This is a genomic window from Micromonospora fiedleri, assembly GCF_016774385.1.
Lineage (GTDB): Bacteria > Actinomycetota > Actinomycetes > Mycobacteriales > Micromonosporaceae > Micromonospora > Micromonospora gifhornensis.
In genome coordinates, this window is the sequence record NZ_JAETXL010000010.1 from 57085 (window position 1) to 77530 (window position 20446).

Sequence of the window (20446 nt, forward strand, 5' to 3'; positions counted from 1 at the left end):
CGTCACCTCCGTCGGCCTGACCGGCGCGGACGCGTTACCGCTGCCATCGGGCGGGAACGCGTGGAGCGACGAAGGAGGAGACCCATGACCACACAGTCGAATCCCCCGGCCTGGCAGCCGGGCGTGACCGGTGGCGGCACCCTCCCGTCGGGGCCGGGTGGCCGTACCACGGCGCCCAGCGGCGACGGGCACGCTCCGCAGTTCGGCCCGCCGACCGTGACGATCGGGGCCTACCCGGACTATCCCTCCGCCCAACGGGTGGTGGACCACCTGGCCGACAACCGGTTCCCGGTGGAACGCAGCGCGATCGTGGGCACCGATCTGACCCTGGTGGAGACCGTGCTGGGTCGGATGACGACCGCTCGTGCCGGTTTGATCGGCGCCGGCACCGGTGCCTGGTTCGGGCTGTTCATCGGCCTACTGTTCGGCATCTTCACCGTCGGCAACTGGCTCGCGGTGATCCTGGCCGGCCTGGTCATCGGTGCGATCTGGGGCGCGGTGTTCGGCGCGGTCGCCCACGCCATGACGGGCGGCAAGCGCGACTTCACCTCGGCCAGTTCGCTGCGCGCCAACCAGTACGCCGTCATCGTCGACGCGGACGTCGCCGAACAGGCCCGTCAACTGCTGGGCCGGCTGCACCTGGGTGCGCGCGCCCCGCAGACCGCAGGTTGACCGCAACCGACGCACGCACGAGTCCTGCCGCCCCCGACCGGTCCGGTCGGGGGCGGATCGCGTGCCCGCGACGGTCAGTCGGTGGCCAGGCGGGCGTGCAGATGCTCGTCGTGGCGCCGGCCGTCGCCGTAGCGGTGCGACTGCCGCAGGGTGCCTTCGGCCAGGTAGCCGGCCCGTTCGGCGACCCGGCAGGAGGCCGGGTTGCCCACCGCGTGACACAACTCGATGCGGTGCAGTCCGAGTTCCGCGAAGGCCCAGGCGGTGACGCGGACGACCGCGGCCGAGGCGAGCCCTCGCCCGCGGGCCGCGGGCACCACCCAGTAGCCGATCGAGGCTTCCCCGTCGTGGATGCGGTGCAGCGACACCGAGCCGAGCAGCACTGCCGGATCGGTCGGATCGGCCAGCGCCAGCGCCACGTTCGCGCCGTTCGACCAGGCGGCCCGCCGCCGTACCCACTGTCGAGCGGCGTCCAGGTCGAGACCGTCGCCCTGGGGGTTCCACAGGGCGATCTCCGGGTCACCGAAGGCGTCGAGGGCGGCGGGGGCGTCGCCGTCCCGCCAGGGACGTAGCAGCAGGCCAGGGCCGGTCAGGTTCACCACGTCGGGCAGTGTGGCACACGCTCCTCGCGTACCACCGCTGGAATACGGTCACCGGTCCGAGGCTTTCATTCAAACCTTCAATATCTTCCCCGATGACCTCGATCACCCGCTTCACCGCCAGCACTTCGGCGAGATAGTTCAAATTTTAGTTTGTGCTACCGTTGGGGCATGACCGAGAGCCTGAGCCCGGACCGCCTGGCCGCCTGGCGGGGGTACATCGAGGCCAGCCAGCGGTTGCTCACCCGGCTGGAGGAGGATCTGCGCGCCACCAGCGACCTGAGCCTCGCCGACTACCACGTGCTCGTGCTGCTCAGCGAGATCCCCGGGCAACGCCTGCGGATGGGCGAGCTGGCCGACCGGCTGGTCTTCTCACCCAGCCGCCTGACGTACCAGATCTCCTCGATGCAACGGCGCGGCCTGGTGGCGCGGCAGCCGTGTGCGCAGGACGGGCGGGGCAGCGAGGCGGTGCTCACCGCCGCCGGCCTGCTGGCCCTGCGCGAGGCCGCACCGCAGCACCTGCACTCGGTACGCACGCACCTGATGGACGACCTCGACGACGCCGAGATCGCCTGCCTGACCAGGATTTTCACCCGACTCGGCCAGCGGCTGCAGGCCACCGCCAGCCCCGCTCACAGCGACAGTTGAAGGAGCCTCCGATGCCCGCGATCACCGTCGACAACGTCCTCGTCCTGCCCCGACTGCCCCGGCTCGACGAGTCCACCACCACCATCCGCCCGGTCCGCCGGCTGACCACCGCGCCGAGCGGCTTCGAGGGCGAGGGCTTCCCGGTGCGCCGGGCCTTCGCCGGGGTACCGACCAGCGAGCTGGACCCGTTCCTGCACCTGGACCAGATGGGCGAGGTCGAGTACGCCCCGGGCGAGCCACGGGGCACCAGCTGGCACCCGCACCGGGGCTTCGAGACCGTCACCTACATCATCGACGGGGTCTTCGAGCACCAGGACACGCACGGCGGTGGCGGCACCATCACCAACGGCGACACCCAGTGGATGACGGCGGGCAGTGGCCTTCTGCACATCGAGGCCCCGCCGGAGCATCTGGTGGTCAGCGGCGGCCTGTTCCACGGCACCCAGCTCTGGGTCAACCTGCCCAAGGTGGCGAAGATGAGCCCGCCGAAATACCAGGACATCCGGGGCAACCAGGCCGCTCTGCTCACCACGCCGGACGGCGGCGCGCTGATCCGGGTGATCGCCGGTGAAATCCCCGGACACCAGGGACCGGGCTCGACGTACACCCCGATCACCGTGACCCACGTGACGGTGGAGCCGGGGGCGCAGGTCGACCTGCCCTGGCGGCCCGACTTCAACGCCCTGGTCTACGTGCTGGGCGGGCGCGGCACGATCGGCGCCAACGGCCGCGGCGTACGCACCGGGCAGCTCGCGGTGCACGGCCCGGGTGATGCGCTGCGGTTCCGGGCCAACGCCCGGCAGGACAGCCGCACGCCGACGCTGGATCTGTACATCATGGGCGGTCAGCCGATCCGCGAGCCGGTCGCCCAGTACGGCCCGTTCGTGATGAACAGCCGTGACGAGCTGATCCAGGCCTTCGAGGACTACCAGGCCGGCCGGCTCGGGGTGATCCCGGCCGATCGGCTGGCGCACACCGACGGCCAGGGTTCGCGACCCTGACCGGTGACGACAGATGGGGGCGCCCGATGCGACCGGGGCGCCCCCGCTGGTCAGGAAACGGCGAATATCCCGGCCACGCCGAGCACCACCATCACCAGTACGGCCAACAGCGCTCCCCGCTCCCCCTCCACCGCCTGCTCGCGGTGCTCGGTCACAGCGCTTGTCGTCTCGCCGGGCATGGTGCGGCCTCCTCGAGGTAGGGGTGAATGCCGATCCAGCCCCTGGGTTACCCGAATGGGCCTGCGGAAACCCCCGTCGCGCCACTGGCGAGCTCCAGTTCGCCGCACACCGTCAGCCCGCCCGGGTAGGCGAACGACGACCGTGGGGCGTAATAGCCCCAGGCGATGGTGAGCGGATTCTCCGGGCGCAGCGCGTAGATCGGATGCTCCGGTTCGAGGAACTCCACCGACTCGATCTCGAACTCGCCCACCGGTTCGGAGATCACCGGATAGGTGCTGCTGACCACCTGCCCGCCCAGCGCGGTGAGATAGCGGTGGTGGCCGTTGTGTGTGGTGGTGCCCGTTTCGCCGACGCGGGCCTGGGCCCGGATCACCGGTACTCCACCGATCTCCGTCTCGGCCACCACCTTGTCGTGGCCCGACCTGATGGTGGTGCTGCCGGCCAGGGCGGGAGCGCCGCGGGCGAGGGCGTAGTCGCGGACCTGGTCGCTGGAGGCCACGTAATGGGTCCACCAGCCGCCCGGGGTCACCCCGTCCGGAGCGGGCACGTCGGCCAGGGTCACGCCGAGATAGGCAAGCGAGTACGAGCCGAACCCGGAGGTCTGGGCGGCGTCGTCCACCACGTACTGGTTCATGAACACCTGCCGGTCCGGATGCGGTCGCAGGCCGGCTGGAACGAGCGCGGCCACCGCCTCGGGATCCGCCGGCAGCCAGCTGAAGTAGAGCGCGCGGCTGTTGACCACGAGGTGGGGAACGGCAGGATCGAGCACGGCGCCTCCGGACAGGGGATGTACCGCGACGCTACGGCCAGTCCCGCCGACGGGACAAGGGCGAAAACTCGACAGTCACCATCCTTCCGCCATCCAAACCACCAACTTGTGTCCGGTTCATGTCGTTTAGTGACTTGAAATCACTTAAAGACATCGTCCGTTCGGCTAGATTTCCGCTGCCCTATCAGGCTATGGTGACTCCCGAACGTACGAACAGCGCCCAACCGAAGCGTCACGTCTTTATCCGCGGACGAGGTGCAGGGAGGACCACCATGACCGCGCCAACGATCACCGAGCCGGCAACCGCGCCGACGACCGCGACGAAACTCGACCCGCGAGCGCTCACCGACAGCGCCACCGACCTGCTCAACGCGATGGCCGCGCTGCCCGCCGGGCACCCGTCCCGTGCCGCGCTGCGCGACCGGGCCATCGAGGCATGGCTGCCGCTGGCGAACCACCTCGCCCACCGCTACAGCGGCCGGGGCGAGCCGACCGACGACCTGGCCCAGACGGCGGCGGTCGGCCTGATCAAGGCCATCGACAAGTTCGACCCCACGCGCGGCGTCGACTTCGCCGGCTACGCGATCCCCACCATCATCGGCGAGCTCAAGCGCCACTTCCGCGACCGCACCTGGGACATCCGGGTCCCCCGGCGGCTGCAGGAGCTGCGCCTGGCCATCTCGGACGCGAACAGCTCGCTGCTGCAGACCCTGGGCCGCTCGCCGACGGTGGCGGACATCGCCGCCCACCTCAAGCTCACCGAGGAAGAGGTGCTGGAGGGCCTGGAGGGTGCCCGCGCCTACAACGCGGTGTCGCTGTCCACGCCCACCGGCGACGGTGACCGGGCGACCGAGCTCGGCGACATGCTCGGCGGCGAGGACAGCGAGTTCGAGCTGGCCGAGCTGCGGGTGGCGCTGGGGCCGGCACTGGCCACGCTTGACGAGCGCGAGCAGAAGATCCTGACGCTGCGCTTCTACGGAAACCTGACGCAGTCGCAGATCGCCGAGCAGATCGGCGTCTCGCAGATGCACGTGTCCCGGCTGTTGGCCCGGGCGCTGACGAAGCTGCGGGGGCAGCTCGACGGAACGTACTAAGAGGGGGTGGCGACGATGGCCGGGCCGGCGGGCCCGGCCATCGACGTGTTCACGATCAGGCCGGCTGGCTGCCCGGTTCCCGCCACATCGGCCAGAACGGCGTGCCGTCCGGCAGCCGGAACGGCTCGGCGACCCGGTAACCGTGCCGGGCGTACAGGTCCCGGCTGGTCTCGCTGCTCGCCTCCAGATAGGCCGGTACGCCGTTGGCGTCCAGCCAGGCATGGTGGTGCCGCAGCAACGCGCTCCCCACACCCGCGCCCTGGCGGTCCGGCCGTACGGCCAGCATCGCCAGGTGGTGGTGGTCGGCATGCGGGTGGTTCGCCGCGAACAACTCGTCGAGGTGGGCGAAGCGGGGCGTCCACTCCCCGCACGCGGCGGCCAGCCGGGCGTCGTAGTCCTCCGGCTCGGGCAGCGGATCACCGACCGACGGCAGCCAGACGGCCACGCCGACCCGGTCCGCGGTGCCGAAGACCAGCCCGTGCCGCAGCGCGTGCGACACGACGATCTCGAACTGGGCGGCCAGCACCGCCTCCCGCTTGGCCTCGTCCGGCACCAGCCACCGGGTCGCGTCCAGCACCAGGAACGCCTCGGCGATCCGTTCGGCCACCCACCGGGCGTCAGCGGGGCCGAGACGATCGATGTCCGCCTGCGTCATCACCGCACCCCCGTCGTGGGCTGCGCCGGATCGGTGCCCGCCGGCGGCAGCCCGACGACCGCCGCGGTGCTCTCCGCACCCAGCCCGATCCGGGCGTACGTGTCGGGCCGGGTGCGCCGCAGCACCACGCCCCAGAGCACACCGAGCGCGGCGGCCACCGGGTACGCCGCCGGGAAGAGCCAGCGCAGCGGCGAGTCGGGCTCCACGCCGAGCAGGTTGGCGAAGTTCTGCACCGCCAGCACGATGATCGCGAACAGCGCGATCGCGGCGATGCCGGGCGCGATCAGCCGCCGCCACAGGGTCTCCTGCTCACCGCTGCGCGCGAAGTACACGATGATCGCGATGGCGGTCGTCGCGATCAGCAGCAGCACGCCGAAGCCGCCACTGGTGCCCAGCCAGAAGAACAGTTGGAGCACCGGGTCCCAGCCGTTGACGGCGTACAGCAGGATCACCGCCAGGCCGAGCGTGCTCTGCGCCAGCGAGGCGGCCCGGGGCGCGCCGGTGACCGGCGAGGTCCGTCCGAACGCCGCCGGCAACACCCGCTCCCGGCCCAGCGCGAAGGCGTACCGGGCGGTCGTGTTGTGGAACGAGATCATGGCGGCCAGCACCGAGGTCAGGAAGAGCGCCTGGCCGATGGTGAGCACGGTGTCGCCCAGGTGCGCCCCGGCGAGGTTGAAGATCAGGTCGATGCTCTGGGTACCGGCCTCCTCGACGATGCGGTCCGGTCCCACGGCGACGGTCATGCTCCACGAGGAGAGCGCGTAGATCACGCCGATGATCGCCACGGACAGGTAGGTCGCCATCGGCACGGTCCGCTTCGGGTCCTTGCTCTCCTCGCTGAACACCACCGCGGCCTCGAAGCCGACGAAACCGAGGATCGCCAGCACCAGGACCGCGCCGAGTCCCGGCACGAAGAAGTTGTCCGGCGAGAAGGCCGCGAAGGTCGCGCCCCCGGCGGCCGGGTTGCTCAGCTGACCCAGGTCGAACAGCACGATGATGGCGATCTCGGCGCAGAGCAGCGCGGCCAGCACCATGCCGTTGATGTCCACCCGGAGCAGGCCGAGAACCCCCACCAGCGCCCAGGCCACCAACGCCACGATCCACCACTGCGGGGTGATGCCGAAGAGCCGGTCCAGCACCGGCGTGGCCGCCGCGCCGATGGTGCCGTAGAGCCCGACCTGCAACGCGTTGTAGGCCAGCAGCGCGACCCAGGCCGTACCCACCCCGGCGGGGCGACCCAGGCCACGCGCGACGTAGGCGTAGAAGGCGCCGGCGTTGGCCATCCGACGGGCCATCGCCACGTAGCCGGCGGAGAAGATGGCCAGCACGGCGGCGACCGCCAGGAAGGCCAGCGGGATGCCGAGCACGCCGATGACCCCGTAGCCGGTGGTGACCACCCCGGCGACCACGGTCAGCGGCGCCGCCGCGGACAGGACGAAGAAGACCACGGAGGGTACGCCGAGGCGGCCACGGGCCAACGCCTCGGAGACGTTGCTTGGTCGCTGCGATGTCACTGTGGAGGACATGGGAGCTCCGGTGTGAGAGTGAGGGGTAGGGGGTGCCGGCTCAGGGAATGCCGCGCAGCACGGCCGCGCCCACGGCGGCCTCGGTGTGCGCCACGAGTTCCTTCAGCGGCGCCGGCAACGCGGGGATGATCAGATTGAGCCGGTGGTGTGCGCGAGGGCCGGCGCTCCACAGCACCTCCCGGGTCAACCCGGCGGAGGAGACGAGGCCGAGCAGCAGCGCGTCGGGCACGCTTGGCGGATCGGGGCGTTCCAGCACCGCGCGCAGCCGGGTGGCCGGCCAGGCGGCCACATTGGGGTCGATCGGTACGTAGCTGACGGTGGTGCGCAGCAGCCGGCGGCTCTCCTGCCGGCGTAGCGCGCCGGCCCGGGCGAGCCGCTCCCCCACCGCGGTCACCGCGGTCTGGGCGAGGAAGCTGAGCCAGGTACGCACCGACTGGTGCTGGGCCTCACCGATCAGCTGGTCGAGCACGGTGTGCGCCAACGCGTCGGCGGGCGGACGGCGGTCGATCACGCCGACCTGACCATTGGCGACGGTGATGTGTCCGTAGAGGATCAGCTCACCGAGCAGACCACCGGCAAGACCGAGGCCGGTGGCCGCCGGATGCAGCTTCGCCCTGCCCCGGATGTCGTTGTGCGCGATCAGGAAGAACTCGTCGGCGATGAGCACCGGTCCTCCCCCGAATCGCCGTCCATTGTGATCGCTAGCTCGGGGGCAAGCATGCACGTCGGACCCATGCAATGCAACTCCCGTTTTCGACAGTTGCACTCCGTGCTGATGCGACCTGCAGGTTTTCCCGTGACAGACTCGGAGGGTGACTGCGAGCCCCACTGTCCGACGCCGCCGCATCGCCCGGGAACTACGTCAATTGCGCGAACGCGCTGGAATGACCCTGGATGTCGCCGCCCGGCAACTGGACATGTCCAAGAGCAACCTGTCCCGCATCGAGAACGCCCAGATCGGCATCAAGCCGCGCGACGTACGTGCCGCGCTGGCGCTGTACCAGGTGACCGGAAGCGACGCCGAGGCGCTCATCGAGATCGCCCGTGGCGCCCAGCAACGCGGCTGGTGGCAGCACTACAGCGACGTACTGCCGGAGTGGTTCGAGTTCTACGTCGGCCTGGAGGCCGAGGCCGCCACCCTGCGCACGTACGAGGCCGAGGCGGTGCCCGGCCTGCTGCAGACCGAGGCGTACGCCCGGGAGGTCTACCGCCTGACCGCCGGCGAGGAGGACCTCGACCGCAAGGTCGCCGCCCGACTACGCCGACAGAACGTGCTGCGCGGCGATCAGCCGGTCGACCTGTCGGTGGTGTTGAACGAGTCCGTGTTGTTACGCCCGGTTAGCGATCGAGGCGTGATGGCCGGGCAACTGTCTTATTTGGAGGATGTCGCTCAGTTACCGAACGTCACAATCCAGGTACTGCCGTTCGAGGCCGGTGGTCATCCCGCGCTGAACTCCCCGTACGTGATCCTCACGTTCCCCGACGCCGCCGACGCCGCCGTGGTCTACCTGGAAAATCTCACGACAGGCCTGGCACTGGAGGAGGCTGCGCAGGTGCGCTCGTATAGCCTTGTGCACGAGAGGCTGCGCCAACTGGCGCTGGATCCGGCGGCATCCCTGGTCCGCCTCAAAGAGGCCTCTCGCTACTTTACGTGATCGCGTCGCCGCGATCACCCTGAGTATCGATGAAGGGATCGCGATGACCGCGCTCGACCCGTCCCGAGCGAAGTGGCGCACCAGCACCCGCAGTGTGGGCAACGGCAACTGCGTGGAGGTCGCCACACTCGACGGTCATGTCGCGGTGCGGGACAGCAAGGACCGCGGCGGACCGGTGCTGACGTTCCCACCGTCGGCCTGGACCTCCTTCGTCGGCGGCCTCCACCACGACGGCAGTCGCTGACCCGGCCGGGACGAACACCAGCGTCGGACAGCGGCAGCACCCCGATGGGGCTGCCGCTGTCCGCACGGCACACCCGGCCTGCGCACGTGCCGCGCGACCCCCGATCCGACAGCGCTGCGCCGGTCGGTGGCGCTGCGGGGGCGGTTCAGCCCTCGTCGACCACGTCCGCGACGACGACCGTGACGTTGTCCGGTCCGCCGGCCCGCAACGCGAGATCGATCAGCCGACGCGCGCACTCCTGACGGTCCGGATATCCGGCCAGCACCTCGGCCAGGGTCTCGGCGCTCACGACGTTTGACAACCCGTCGCTGCACAGCAGCCAGCGGTCGCCGGCCCAGGGCAGCATGGTCGCGTACGTCGGTGAGACCTCCTCGCCCTGCAACGCCTGGGTGACCACGGCCCGGCGGGGGTGGCTGCCGGCCTGGTCGGGGGTGATCAGGCCCTGGTCGACGAGCATCTGCACGAAGGTGTCGTCCCGGGTGATCTGCTTGAGCACGCCCTCGCGGAACAGGTACGCCCGGGAGTCGCCCACGTGCGCCAACGCCAGGCAGCTGCCGGTACGCGCGAACAGCAGCGCGGTCAGTGTGGTGCCCATCCCCTGCCGCTGCGGATCCTCGGCGACCGCCTGGCGGATCCGGTTGGTGGCCAACTGGATGCCGCTCTGCAACGCGGCGACCAACGCGTGCTCGGGAGTCTCCACGTCCAGCGGCGCCATCGCCTCGATGGCGATCGAACTGGCCAGGTCGCCAGCGGCCATGCCGCCCATGCCGTCGGCGACCGCGACCAGCCAGGCACCGGCGTGCAGGGCGTCCTGGTTACCGCTGCGGATCAGCCCACAGTCGCTCGTTCCGGCAGAACGTAGCTTCAGGGTCATGGGACGCAGCCTGCCAGGCGAAGGGCGCGGTTGTCTCTAGGAGATCGGGACGACCGGGCGTGGCGCGGCGAATCTCACTGGCGAGCGCCCCTGAAGAAGATCGGATGCGATCGATTGACACGGTCGACTGTGCCTGGAAACATGCCCGATACCTGGGAGCGCTCCCAGCTTCTTTTTCGCCACCATTCGCCCGTCCCCCGTTCGTCGGAAGGATCCCCCGTGACGCCACCCCGACGTCGTCTCGCGGTACTCGCCGCGGCAACCGCCGTGGCGCTGGCCGGCACCACCGCCGGCACCGCGTACGCCGACCCCCCGGCAGACGCACCCGAACAGATCAACAACGGCGACTTCAGCAACGGCTCGTCGCCCTGGTTCTCCTTTGGCACCGGCCCGCTCGGCGTCGTCGACGGCGAGCTGTGCACCACCGTCGCCGGCGGCCTGGCCAATCCGTGGGACGCCGGCATCGGCCACGACGGCGTCCCGCTGATCGCCGGCGCCGAATACACCCTCGGCTTCGACGTGCACGCCACCCCGGGCACCTCGGTGACCGCCGTGCTGCAACTCGGCTCCGCGCCCTACACCGGCTACTACTCGGTCACCGCGGCCGCCACGCCCACCCTGCAGCGTGTCGAGCGGACCTTCGTCGCCTCGACCGACGACAGCCGCGCCCAGCTGATCTTCCAGGTCGGCGGCGCCGCCCAGGAGCAGACGGTCTGCCTGGACAACGTCTCGCTGCGCGGCGGCAACCCGCCCGAGCCGTACGAGCCGGACACCGGCCCCCGGGTCCGCGTCAACCAGGTCGGCTACCTGCCGCACGGGCCGAAGAACGCAACGGTGGTCACCGACGCCACCGAGGCGCTGCCCTGGCAGCTGAAGTCCGCCTCCGGCGCGGTGCTGGCCAGCGGCACCACCACCCCGCGCGGTGTCGACCCGGCGTCGGCCCAGAACGTCCACTCGGTCGACTTCTCGTCGTACCGCACCCCGGGGCAGGGCGTGACGCTGACCGTGGACGGCGAGGTCAGCCACCCGTTCGACATCTCCGGCACGATCTACGAGCAGCTGCGCTCGGACGCGCTGCAGTTCTTCTACATCCAGCGCAGCGGCATCGCCATCGACGGTGACCTGGTCGGCGAGGAGTACGCCCGCCCGGCCGGCCACCTGGGCGTCGCCCCCAACCAGGGCGACACCGACGTGCCGTGCCAGCCCGGCGTCTGCGACTACCGGCTCGACGTACGCGGCGGCTGGTACGACGCGGGCGACCACGGCAAGTACGTGGTCAACGGCGGCATCGCCACCTACCAGCTGCTGAGCGCCTTCGAGCGGACCAAGAACGCGGCCACCGCCGGGTTCGGCGCCGCCCTCGGCGACGGCACGCTGCGGCTGCCCGAGCGGGACAACGGGGTACCGGACATCCTCGACGAGGCCCGCTGGGAGCTGGAGTTCCTGCTGCGCATGCAGGTGCCGGCCGGCAAGCCGCTGGCCGGGATGGCCCACCACAAGATCCATGACCAGAACTGGACCGGCCTGCCGTTGCAGCCCGAGGACGACGACGAACTGCGCGAGCTGCACCCGCCATCGACCGCCGCCACGCTGAACCTGGCCGCCGTCGCGGCCCAGTGCGCCCGGCTGTTCGCCCCGTACGACGCGGCGTTCGCGCAGCGCTGCGGCACCGCGGCGAAGACCGCCTACGCCGCGGCGAAGGCCAACCCGACCCGGTACGCCAGCCCGACCGACGGCAACGGCGGTGGCGCGTACGACGACAGCAACGTCACCGACGAGTTCTACTGGGCGGCGGCCGAGCTGTACCTGACCACCGGTGAGACCAGCTACCTGGCCGACCTGACCGCCTCGCCGCACCACACCGGCGACGTGTTCGACGCCCGTGGCTTCGGCTGGCAGAGCGTGGCCGCCCTGGGCCGCCTCGACCTGGCCACCGTGCCCAGTGGGCTGCCGACCGCCGAGGTGACCCGCATCCGGGCGTCGGTCACCGACGCCGCCGACCGCTACCTCGCCGAGATCGCCCGGCAGGCGTACGGGCTGCCGATGCCCGGTGAGGCCAGCAGCTACTTCTGGGGCGGCAACAGCAACGTGATCAACAACGCGATCGTGCTGGCCACCGCCTTCGACCTGACCGGCCAGGCGAAGTACCGCGACGGCGCGGTGCAGACGATGGACTACATCTTCGGCCGCAACGCGCTGAACATCTCGTACGTGACCGGTTGGGGCGAGCACGCCGCGCAGAACCAGCACAGCCGCATCTTCGGCTACCAGCTCGACCCGAGCATGCCGAAGCCGCCCGCCGGCTCGCTGGCCGGTGGTCCCAACGCCGACCTGCAGGACCCGTTCGTGGAGCAGTTGCTCGCCGGCTGCGCCCCGATGTTCTGCTACGTCGACGACATCGCCTCCTACTCGACCAACGAGGTGGCGATCAACTGGAACTCGGCGCTGTCCTGGATCGCTTCGTTCCTCGCCGACCAGGGCGACTCGGCGGCGGTGCCGGCACCGAGCTGCTCGGTGACGTACACCAACTACGGCTCCTGGCAGGGCGGCACCGGCTTCACCGGCCAGCTGACCATCCGCAACACCGGCAGCACCACGCTGAACGGCTGGACCGCCACGTTCGCCTTCACCGGTGACGCCAAGGTGCGCGAGGCGTGGATGGCCGACGTGAAGCAGTCCGGTGCCACGGTGACCGCGAAGAACGAGTCGTACAACGGCAAGATCGCCCCCGGCGGCACGGCGATGTTCGGCTTCAACGCCACCACCGGCACGGGCGCCAACCCCGCCCCCAACCTGATCACGGTCAACGGCGCTCCCTGCACCGTCTCCTGATCCCCGGGTGGGGTGCCGTCGGCGACCGGCACCCCACCCGGCCCCCGTCTTCCCCCACCCACCACCCCACCAGGGCCCGGTTGATCAAGAGGTTTTGGTCTGGATTCCACATCCAGGCGACCAAAACCTCTTGATCACCGGGCCCTCGTGGGTGGAGGGGGTGGGGTGGAGGATGGGGAGATGGTGGATGTGGTGGTGCGGGCGGGTGGGCCGGGGGACGCGGCGGCGGTGCTGGGGCTGCTTGATGGCGCTACGGCGTGGTTGGTGGAGCAGGGGCGTACGGGGCAGTGGGGTACGGAGCCGGCTTCTGCCGACCCGCGCCGCATCGCGCAGGCCGAGGGCTGGGCGAACGGGGGCGGTCTGTGGTTGGCGCAGGTGGGGGAACAGCCGGTCGGGGCGCTGGTGGTAGGTAGCGCCAACGACTACGTGCCACCCGCCACCGAACCGGAGCTGTACGTGAACCTGCTGGTCACCGACCGCGCGTACGCCGGCGCCGGCATCGGTGCTCGACTACTGGCGCACGCCGCCGACCTGGCCCGACACCGCGGCGTCCACCTGCTACGAGTCGACTGCTACGCCGGCGACGACGGCGCCCTCGTGCGCTGGTACGAGCGCCAAGGCTTCACCCGCACCGCCCGCTTCACCGTGGACCGCCCCGGCCGACCCCCCTGGCCCGGCCAACTCCTCACCCACCACCCCTGACCCCCTCCTGCCCCCGTCACCGGCCGCGTTGATCATGAGGTTGGCGGCAGTCTGGAGATCGACAACTGCCGTCAACCTCATGATCGACCGGCAGGGTGGGGGGGTGGGTGGGGGGGTTAGGGGTGGGGGAGTTTGGGGAGGACTTGGGTGCCGAAGGCGTCCAGGAAGGGGCGTTGGTCCTGGCCTACGTGGTGGAGGGCGATCTGGTCGAAGCCGAGGTTGATGTAGTCCTCCAGCCAGGCGGTGTGTCGGGCGAGGTCGGCGGAGATGTTGACGACCTCGGCCAGGCGGGACATGGGCACCTGCGCGGAGACCACGTCGAAGTGTTCGGGGGTGGCCAGGTCCCAGCAGACCGGTGGGGCGAAGACGTTGCTGCGCCACTGGTCGTACGCGATGGCTTCGGCCTCGGCCTGGGTGTTCGCCCAGCTCAGATGCACCTGGAGGTGCACCGGGCCGCGACCGCCGGCCTCCCGGTAGGCGTCGATCATGCGGCGGAGGTGTTCGGTCGGCGCGTTCACGGTGATCAGCCCGTCCGCCCACTCGGCGCACCAGCGGGCGGTCTCGACGCTGACCGCGGCGCCGACCAGCGCCGGCGGCTGCTCGGGGCGGGTCCAGAGCCGGGCCCGGTCGACCCGGACCAGGCCGTCGTGGCTGACCTCCTCACCGGCCAGCAACGCCCGGATGATCTCGACGCACTCGCGCAGCCGGGCGTTCCGCACGTCCTTGCGCGGCCAGGCGTCGCCGGTGACGTGCTCGTTGGCGGCCTCACCGGAGCCCAGCGCGGCCCAGAACCGGCCCGGGTACATCGCGGCCAGGGTGCCGATCGCCTGCGCGATGATCGCCGGGTGGTACCGCTGGCCCGGCGCGTTGACCACGCCGAACGACAGCCCGGTGGCCTGTAGCGCGGCACCCAGCCACGACCAGGCGAACCCGGAGTGCCCCTGGCGCTCGCTCCACGGTGCGAAGTGGTCGGAGCACATGGCGGCGTCGAAGCCGACCTGCTCGGCGTGGCACACCGCCTCCAGCAGGGCACGCGGATGGATCTGCTCGTGGGAAGCGTGGAACGCGATCGCCGTCATGCCGGCCATCCCTACCCAGGCCGGCCCGAAAGTAAGCCGGGCTACTCGGCGTGGGCGCCGGCACCGACACCGGCGGTTCCCTCACCGATCCACACCGTCTTGACGTTGCAGAACTCGTGCATGCCCTGGGCGGACAACTCCCGGCCGTACCCGGAGTTCTTCACCCCACCGAAGGGCAGTTCCGGGTACGACGTGGTCATGCCGTTGATGAAGACGGCCCCGGCCACCAGGTCGGTGGCGAAACGCTCCTGTTCCTGCGGGTCCCGGGTCCACGCGTTCGAGCCGAGCCCGAAGGCGGTGCCGTTGGCCACCTCGATCGCCTCGTCGTACGACGACACCCGGTACAACCCGGCGACCGGCCCGAACACCTCCTCGTCCCACATCCGCATGCTCCGGTCCAGGTCGGTCACGACGGTCGGCGGGTAGAACCAGCCCTCCCCGGTGGGCTTCTCCCCGCCGCAGAGCACGGTGGCGCCCTTGTCGACCGCGTCGCGGACCTGGGCGTCGACCTCGTCGCGGCCCCGCTCGCTGGCCAACGGCCCGACGTCGGTGTCGGCGTCCATCGGGTCACCGACGCGCAGCGCCGACATCCGGTGCGCGAACGCCTCGGCGAAGGCCTCGTAGACGTCGGTGTGCACGATGAACCGCTTGGCCGCGATGCAGGACTGGCCGTTGTTCTGACAGCGCGCGGTGGTGGCCACCTCGGCGGCCAGTTCCACGTCGGCCGAGGGCATCACCACGAACGGGTCGCTGCCGCCCAGTTCCAGCACCGTCTTCTTCAGCTCGCGGCCAGCGATCTGGGCGATGGAGCGGCCGGCGGGCTCGCTTCCGGTCAGGGTCGCGGCGCGTACCCGGGGGTCGGCCAGGATCTGCTCGACCGCCTCGGAGCCGACCAGCAGGGTGGTGAAGGCGCCCTCGGGGAAGCCGGCGCGGCGGATCACGTCCTCCAGCAGCAGCGCGGTCTGCGGCACGTTCGAGGCGTGCTTGAGCAGCCCGGTGTTGCCGGCCATCAGCGCCGGCGCGGCGAAGCGCACCACCTGCCAGAGCGGGAAGTTCCAGGGCATCACCGCGAGCACCGGCCCGATCGGCTGGTAGCGGACGAACGCCCGGGTGGCGGAGACCGCCGTCGCGTCGGCCGGGACGTCGGCGAGGAACTCGGCGGCGCGGGCGGCGTAGAAGCGGCAGGCGGCGGCGCACTTGCTGACCTCGGCCTTGGCGGCGGCGTACGTCTTGCCCATCTCGGTGGTCATCAGCCGGCCGATGTCGTCGCGTTCCGCCTCCATCAGGTCCGCCGCCGCGGTCAACCACTGCCCGCGCTGCTCGATCGTGGTGCCACGCAATTGCTGGTACGCCAGGTCGGCCCGTTCGATCGCACCGCTGAGCTGCTCGTCCGACATCGGCTCGTACGTCTTGAGCACCTGGCCGGTGAGGGGGTTCGTGGTGGCGATGGTCATCAGGGCTTTTCTCCCGTCACTCGAAGAGCGAGTGCCGTACGCCGGGCTGTTCACGGCGGCGGGCGGCACGGCGGCGTTGGATGACGGCCAGGTCGACGACCGCGACCACCGCGAAGATCACGCAGGCGACGCCGAGCCAGGCCAGTTCGGCGCGGAACGCCAGCACCGCGAAGACGACCATGGTGACGAGCCCGAAGCCGGCCAGCACGAGCCGCAGGTTGAGCGCGCTGTTCGCGTGGCCGACCGTGCCGCGGGCACGCCGGGGCTGTGATCTCGTCATCACTCCCACCTACCCGACAGCACCCGGCCTAACCGTCGGCACCGGATCCGGTGCCGCTTAACACGCTCACCGCCCCGGCGACAGGGGTCTGCCGCATCTCCGACAAGGCGGCACGAACACCACCGGACCCACGCGTACAGTCACCATGCCATTGCTGCGCGCTACGAGGCTGGGGAAGTCATGCCGGGACGCTGGACAACGGCCGCCGTCTGCCTGCTCGCGTTGGTCGCGTTGGCCTGCGAGGCCGGTTCAGAGGTGACACCACGGCCGACCGGCAGCGCCCCGCCCGGCTCCCCCAAGGTGGTCGCCGCCCTCGGTGACTCCATCACCACCGGTTTCGGCTCCTGCCTCGTGCTCACCTCCTGCGAACGCAACTCCTGGTCGACCGGCTCGGGGCTGCGGGTCGACAGCCACTACCGGCGGCTGCTCGACCGCAACCCGGGCCTGCGCGACAAGGCGTACAACCACGCCCGGCCGGGCGCCCGGGCCGCCGCCCTGGCCGGCCAGGCGGAGGCGGCGGTACGCGACCGGGCCGACTACGTGACGGTGCTGATCGGCGCCAACGACGCCTGCCGGGGCACGATCGAGGCGATGACCCCGGTGGCCGAGTTCCGGGCCGAGGTGGACCGGGGCCTGCGGGTGCTGCGCGACGGTCGCCCCAAGGCGCGGGTGCTGGTGGTCAGCATCCCCAACCTGTACCGGCTCTGGGAGGTCGGGCACGACGACTCCCGGGCGGCCCGGGCCTGGCGACGCGGCGTCTGTCCGGCGCTGCTGGCCGATCCGACGTCGACGGCACCCGCCGACCGGGCTCGCCGGGCGGCGTTCAAGGAGCGGGTCGCCGCCTACAACAGGCAACTGTCGGCTGCCTGCCGTGCCTACGGCTCCCGCTGCCGGTACGACGGCGGCGCGGTGCACCGGGTCAAGTTCGACCTGGACCTGGTCAACCCGTTGGACTACTTCCACCCCAACACGGCCGGCCAGTCCCGGCTGGCCGAGGTGACCTGGCGGTCCTCCGGCTACGCCGACTGATCGTCGTCCTCGGGAGAACGGCGGGGCTGGGGAATGTGCGGGTTGCCGTGCTGGCGGTAGTGGACACGCGAGCGCTCGGCGAGGTTCTTGGTGGCCGAGGAGTTCGCCCAGGTGCCCAGGATGATGGCGGCACCCGGCACGATCTTGGCGAAGACCCGCTTCGCGGCCCGCACCCCGGCCATCTGGGCCAACCGGACACCCAGCCGCAGCATCGCCCGGCCGAGTGTCGTCTGGCCGCCACCGCCGAACAGCGCCCCGGCCCGTTCCCGGCCCGCCGCCACCCCCAGGGCCAGCCGGGCACTCGACGCCACCTTGTGCACCTTCTGCAGGACCAGCAGGTCGGCGGCGCGGTCCGGGTGCGCCGGGTCGACGCCGTACGCGGCGGCGATGTGCAGCACCATGCGGGCCTGCGTCCAGGCGAGCAGGCCGACGTCGAGCACCGCGCCGGGCAGCCCGGCGGCGCCCGAGACGGCACCGGAGAGCCGGGCCTGGTTGACGAACCGGCGTACCGCCTGCTCGGCGAGGGCTTCGGCGGTGACCTCGGGCCGCTGGGCGCGGGCCTGCCGGACCCAGTTGGTGGCCTCCGGGCCGAGCCGGCGCACCGCCTCCAACGCGAGATGCTCCGGGGCGTACTGCGGGTCCTGGCGCATCCGGTCCCAGAGGGTGACCGGTGGCGTCTCGGGGGCGTCGTCGGCGGGCCGGGGTCCCGAAGTTGCCGGGGTACCGGGCTGTCTGTCGGCCGCAGCCGGGTCGCTCATCGACTCTCCCTTCCGTGGTGCCGACTCATATGTACCCCGGCCCCGCAACGCCTTATTCGGGCAGGGTCGGGTCGAATCCGGGCCGCGCGGACCGGCGCGGCAGGAATGCGCCAGGATGGCGGGTACGTTCTGGCGATCGGGGAGCCGTCAACGAAGGTGACCCGTTACGCGCAACCAGGGAGGCCGCACCGGTGCTCGACCCACACGAGCTCTACGAACTCACCGACGACCTGCCCGACGTCGGGCAACCGGTCCTGATCCAGGCACTCACCGGTTTCGTCGACGCCGGCAATGCCAGCCGGCTGGCCCGCGAGCAGTTGCTGACCTCGCTGGAGTCCCGTCCGATCGCCCGCTTCGACCTGGACCAACTCTTCGACTACCGTTCCCGCCGCCCGGTGATGACCTTCGTGGAGGATCACTGGGAGAGCTACGACACGCCGGAGTTGGTGCTGCACCTGCTGCACGACGACGACGAGACCCCGTTCCTGCTGCTCACCGGGCCGGAGCCGGATTTGCAGTGGGAGCGGTTCGTCGCCGCCGTCGCCGGACTCGCCACCCGGCTGGATGTACGCCTCACCGTCGGGCTCAACGCGATCCCGATGGCGGTGCCGCACACCCGGCCCGCCGGAGTGACCGCGCACGCCACCCGCCGCGAGCTGATCGTCGGCTACGAGCCGTGGCTGCAGCGGGTGCAGGTGCCCGGCAGCGTGGGCCACCTGCTGGAGTTCCGCCTCGGTGAGGCCGGTCGGGACGCGCTGGGCTTCGCCGCGCACGTGCCGCACTACGTGGCGCAGGCCGAGTATCCGGCCGCCGCCGAGGTGCTGCTCGCCTCGGTGTCGCGCAGCACCGGGCTGCTGCTGCCCCGCGACGGGCTGCGCTCGGCCGCCGAGGCGGTCCGGGTGGAGATCGACCGCCAGGTGGCGCAGAGCGAGGAGGCGGCGACCCTGGTCCAGGCGCTGGAGGAGCAGTACGACGCGTACGCCCGGGGTCGGGAAGGTAAGAACCTGCTGGCGGCAGAGAACGGTCCCCTGCCCACCGCGGAGGAGCTCGGCGCCGAACTGGAGCGTTTCCTCGCCGAGCAAACCCGCCCCAACAACGAGTGAGGGTGTAAGGAAGGGCCCCTTGTTAACGCCTGGTGCAGAGCAGGGGCCCCCTGTTAACAACCTCAGGGGTGGCGGCGCACGGAACCGCCCCCGATACGGCAGGCTGGCATCATGCGCCTGGCGACCTGGAACGTGAACTCGGTGAAGGCCCGCCTGCCCCGGCTGCTGGACTGGCTCGCCGGCACCGAGCCGGACGTGGTCTGCCTCCAGGAGACCAAGTGCCCCGACGGCGCTTTCCCGGTGGCCGAGGTGGGCGACCTGGGCTACACCGTGGCCAGCCACAGCGACGGCCGGTGGAACGGGGTGGCCATCCTGTCCCGGATCGGCCTGTCCGACGTCACGGTCGGCTTTCCCGGCGAGCCCGGCTTCCCCGAGCCCGAGGCCCGAGCCATCGCCGCCACCTGCGACGGGGTACGCGTCTGGTCGGTGTACGTGCCGAACGGGCGCACCCCCGACGACCCGCACTACGCCTACAAGCTGGCCTGGCTGGCGGCGCTGCGGGACGCGCTGGACGCCGAACTGACCGACGGGACGGCCCTGGCGGTCTGCGGCGACTTCAACGTGGCCCCGACCGACGACGACGTGTGGGACCCGGCGCTGTTCGCCACGTCGACCCACGTCACGCCGGCCGAACGGGCCGCCCTGGCGGCGTTGCGGGACCTCGGCCTCGTCGACGTGGTGCCCACACCGATGAAAGGGCCGCACCCGTTCACCTACTGGGACTACCGGGCCGGGATGTTCCACCAGAACAAGGGCATGCGGATCGACCTGGTGTACGCCTCGGCGCCGTTCGCCCGTACGGTCCGCTCGGCGTACGTGGACCGGGAGGCCCGCAAGGGCAGGTCGCCGTCCGACCATGCCCCGATCGTCGTCGACGCCAGCCCCACCCCGAGCGTCGAGACGTTCTGACCGGGGCGAAGGACGGCTCTGAGCCGTGGCAGGCGCGGAGCGCGTCTAGGGTGAGGGCATGGCAGTCGTGAAGATCAACGCAATCGACGTACCGCCGGGGGCCGGCGAGGAGTTGGAGAAGCGGTTCGCCGCGCGGGCGCACGCCGTGCAGAACTCGCCCGGCTTCCTCGGTTTCGAGCTGCTGCGCCCGGTCGCCGGGGAGAGCCGCTACTTCGTGTACACCCGCTGGGAGAGCGAGCAGGCCTATCAGGACTGGGCCGCCGGGCCCGCTCGGGCCGCGCACGCCGCCCCGCCCGGCGCCGAGCAGCGCCCGCCGGTGGCCACCGGCGCCAACCTGCTCGAATTCGAGGTCGTCCAGCAGGTCCCCTGAGCTGCCTACCCGCGGG

At 71.1% G+C, this 20446-nt stretch carries 23 protein-coding genes; 12 read left to right on the plus strand and 11 right to left on the minus strand.

Going from position 1 to position 20446, the window contains the following annotated elements:
- The first annotated feature begins 84 nt into the window (after window positions 1-84).
- Window positions 85-672: a general stress protein gene (locus tag JMF97_RS25165; protein WP_203223763.1), complete on the plus strand. Its 588-nt coding sequence runs from the start codon at window positions 85-87 to the stop codon at window positions 670-672.
- 74 nt (window positions 673-746) lie between these two features.
- Here JMF97_RS25165 and JMF97_RS25170 read toward each other — a convergent pair whose 3' ends face one another.
- A complete protein-coding gene (locus tag JMF97_RS25170) occupies window positions 747-1271 on the minus strand; it encodes a GNAT family N-acetyltransferase (RefSeq protein WP_203223764.1) in 525 nt (174 codons plus the stop codon).
- Window positions 1272-1439: 168 nt separating this feature from the next.
- Here JMF97_RS25170 and JMF97_RS25175 point away from each other — a divergent pair, with 168 nt between their 5' ends.
- Both JMF97_RS25175 and JMF97_RS25180 read left to right on the plus strand, forming a co-directional pair.
- On the plus strand, window positions 1440-1916 hold the full coding sequence (locus tag JMF97_RS25175; protein WP_203223765.1) for a MarR family winged helix-turn-helix transcriptional regulator: 477 nt from the start codon (window positions 1440-1442) through the stop codon (window positions 1914-1916).
- Between the two features lie 11 nt (window positions 1917-1927).
- Window positions 1928-2917 carry a pirin family protein gene (locus JMF97_RS25180; RefSeq protein WP_203223766.1) on the plus strand — a complete coding sequence of 330 codons (990 nt, stop codon included), beginning with the start codon at window positions 1928-1930 and terminating at the stop codon, window positions 2915-2917.
- A gap of 50 nt (window positions 2918-2967) precedes the next feature.
- Here JMF97_RS25180 and JMF97_RS31835 read toward each other — a convergent pair whose 3' ends face one another.
- Both JMF97_RS31835 and JMF97_RS25185 read right to left on the minus strand, forming a co-directional pair.
- Window positions 2968-3096, minus strand: coding sequence for a hypothetical protein (locus JMF97_RS31835; RefSeq protein ID WP_013732619.1), 129 nt, complete (start codon window positions 3094-3096; stop codon window positions 2968-2970).
- A 47-nt stretch (window positions 3097-3143) separates the two neighbouring features.
- Entirely contained in the window at window positions 3144-3866 is a 723-nt protein-coding gene (locus tag JMF97_RS25185; protein WP_203223767.1) for an acetoacetate decarboxylase family protein, read from the minus strand.
- A gap of 272 nt (window positions 3867-4138) precedes the next feature.
- On the opposite strand from JMF97_RS25185, the gene JMF97_RS25190 reads away from it, so the two are divergent.
- The gene (locus JMF97_RS25190; protein WP_013732617.1) at window positions 4139-4960 is read left to right on the plus strand and encodes a SigB/SigF/SigG family RNA polymerase sigma factor; all 822 of its coding nucleotides are present in this window, start codon (window positions 4139-4141) and stop codon (window positions 4958-4960) included.
- A gap of 55 nt (window positions 4961-5015) precedes the next feature.
- Here JMF97_RS25190 and JMF97_RS25195 read toward each other — a convergent pair whose 3' ends face one another.
- From JMF97_RS25195 to JMF97_RS25205, 3 genes are read right to left on the minus strand one after another with little or no spacing between them, the layout of a single operon-like run.
- On the minus strand, window positions 5016-5615 hold the full coding sequence (locus tag JMF97_RS25195) for a GNAT family N-acetyltransferase (protein WP_203223768.1): 600 nt from the start codon (window positions 5613-5615) through the stop codon (window positions 5016-5018).
- Window positions 5615-7141: an APC family permease gene (locus tag JMF97_RS25200; protein WP_203223769.1), complete on the minus strand. Its 1527-nt coding sequence runs from the start codon at window positions 7139-7141 to the stop codon at window positions 5615-5617. Before JMF97_RS25200 ends, JMF97_RS25195 begins: the two co-directional genes overlap by 1 nt.
- A gap of 40 nt (window positions 7142-7181) precedes the next feature.
- Window positions 7182-7808: a GOLPH3/VPS74 family protein gene (locus tag JMF97_RS25205; protein ID WP_203223770.1), complete on the minus strand. Its 627-nt coding sequence runs from the start codon at window positions 7806-7808 to the stop codon at window positions 7182-7184.
- 145 nt (window positions 7809-7953) lie between these two features.
- Here JMF97_RS25205 and JMF97_RS25210 point away from each other — a divergent pair, with 145 nt between their 5' ends.
- Together JMF97_RS25210 and JMF97_RS25215 are read left to right on the plus strand one after the other, a co-directional pair.
- Entirely contained in the window at window positions 7954-8796 is an 843-nt protein-coding gene (locus JMF97_RS25210) for a helix-turn-helix domain-containing protein (RefSeq protein WP_203223771.1), read from the plus strand.
- A gap of 43 nt (window positions 8797-8839) precedes the next feature.
- Window positions 8840-9040 (plus strand): DUF397 domain-containing protein, encoded by a 201-nt coding sequence (locus JMF97_RS25215; RefSeq protein WP_203223772.1) that lies wholly within the window; start codon window positions 8840-8842, stop codon window positions 9038-9040.
- A gap of 145 nt (window positions 9041-9185) precedes the next feature.
- Here JMF97_RS25215 and JMF97_RS25220 read toward each other — a convergent pair whose 3' ends face one another.
- Window positions 9186-9914, minus strand: a complete 729-nt coding sequence (locus JMF97_RS25220; protein WP_203223773.1) for a PP2C family protein-serine/threonine phosphatase — start codon at window positions 9912-9914, stop codon at window positions 9186-9188.
- 219 nt (window positions 9915-10133) lie between these two features.
- On the opposite strand from JMF97_RS25220, the gene JMF97_RS25225 reads away from it, so the two are divergent.
- Complete coding sequence (locus JMF97_RS25225; RefSeq protein WP_203223774.1) at window positions 10134-12746, plus strand: glycoside hydrolase family 9 protein; 2613 nt, start codon at window positions 10134-10136, stop codon at window positions 12744-12746.
- Between the two features lie 180 nt (window positions 12747-12926).
- Window positions 12927-13448, plus strand: coding sequence for a GNAT family N-acetyltransferase (locus JMF97_RS25230; RefSeq protein ID WP_203223775.1), 522 nt, complete (start codon window positions 12927-12929; stop codon window positions 13446-13448).
- Between the two features lie 116 nt (window positions 13449-13564).
- Here the strand turns inward: JMF97_RS25230 and JMF97_RS25235 are convergent, their stop codons facing one another.
- Genes JMF97_RS25235 through JMF97_RS25245 form a run of 3 tightly spaced genes read right to left on the minus strand, consistent with a single transcriptional unit; the run spans window position 13565 to window position 16261 of the window.
- Window positions 13565-14527 carry a TIGR03885 family FMN-dependent LLM class oxidoreductase gene (locus tag JMF97_RS25235; RefSeq protein ID WP_203223776.1) on the minus strand — a complete coding sequence of 321 codons (963 nt, stop codon included), beginning with the start codon at window positions 14525-14527 and terminating at the stop codon, window positions 13565-13567.
- A gap of 41 nt (window positions 14528-14568) precedes the next feature.
- A complete protein-coding gene (locus JMF97_RS25240; RefSeq protein ID WP_203223777.1) occupies window positions 14569-15981 on the minus strand; it encodes an NADP-dependent succinic semialdehyde dehydrogenase in 1413 nt (470 codons plus the stop codon).
- Between the two features lie 16 nt (window positions 15982-15997).
- On the minus strand, window positions 15998-16261 hold the full coding sequence (locus tag JMF97_RS25245; RefSeq protein WP_203223778.1) for a DUF6343 family protein: 264 nt from the start codon (window positions 16259-16261) through the stop codon (window positions 15998-16000).
- A gap of 180 nt (window positions 16262-16441) precedes the next feature.
- Between JMF97_RS25245 and JMF97_RS25250 the strand changes: the two genes are divergently transcribed.
- Window positions 16442-17290 carry a GDSL-type esterase/lipase family protein gene (locus JMF97_RS25250; protein WP_126712602.1) on the plus strand — a complete coding sequence of 283 codons (849 nt, stop codon included), beginning with the start codon at window positions 16442-16444 and terminating at the stop codon, window positions 17288-17290.
- On the opposite strand, the gene JMF97_RS25255 is transcribed toward JMF97_RS25250, so the two are convergent.
- On the minus strand, window positions 17278-18048 hold the full coding sequence (locus JMF97_RS25255) for an EcsC family protein (protein ID WP_203223779.1): 771 nt from the start codon (window positions 18046-18048) through the stop codon (window positions 17278-17280). The two genes, JMF97_RS25250 and JMF97_RS25255, sit on opposite strands and share 13 nt — an antisense overlap.
- Before the next feature lie 191 nt (window positions 18049-18239).
- Between JMF97_RS25255 and JMF97_RS25260 the strand changes: the two genes are divergently transcribed.
- From JMF97_RS25260 to JMF97_RS25270, 3 genes are all read left to right on the plus strand, one after another.
- The gene (locus JMF97_RS25260) at window positions 18240-19151 is read left to right on the plus strand and encodes a proteasome assembly chaperone family protein (protein WP_203223780.1); all 912 of its coding nucleotides are present in this window, start codon (window positions 18240-18242) and stop codon (window positions 19149-19151) included.
- Window positions 19152-19262: 111 nt separating this feature from the next.
- Complete coding sequence (locus JMF97_RS25265) at window positions 19263-20060, plus strand: exodeoxyribonuclease III (protein ID WP_203223781.1); 798 nt, start codon at window positions 19263-19265, stop codon at window positions 20058-20060.
- A 58-nt stretch (window positions 20061-20118) separates the two neighbouring features.
- On the plus strand, window positions 20119-20430 hold the full coding sequence (locus JMF97_RS25270) for an antibiotic biosynthesis monooxygenase family protein (protein ID WP_126712604.1): 312 nt from the start codon (window positions 20119-20121) through the stop codon (window positions 20428-20430).
- The last annotated feature ends 16 nt before the right edge of the window (window positions 20431-20446 follow it).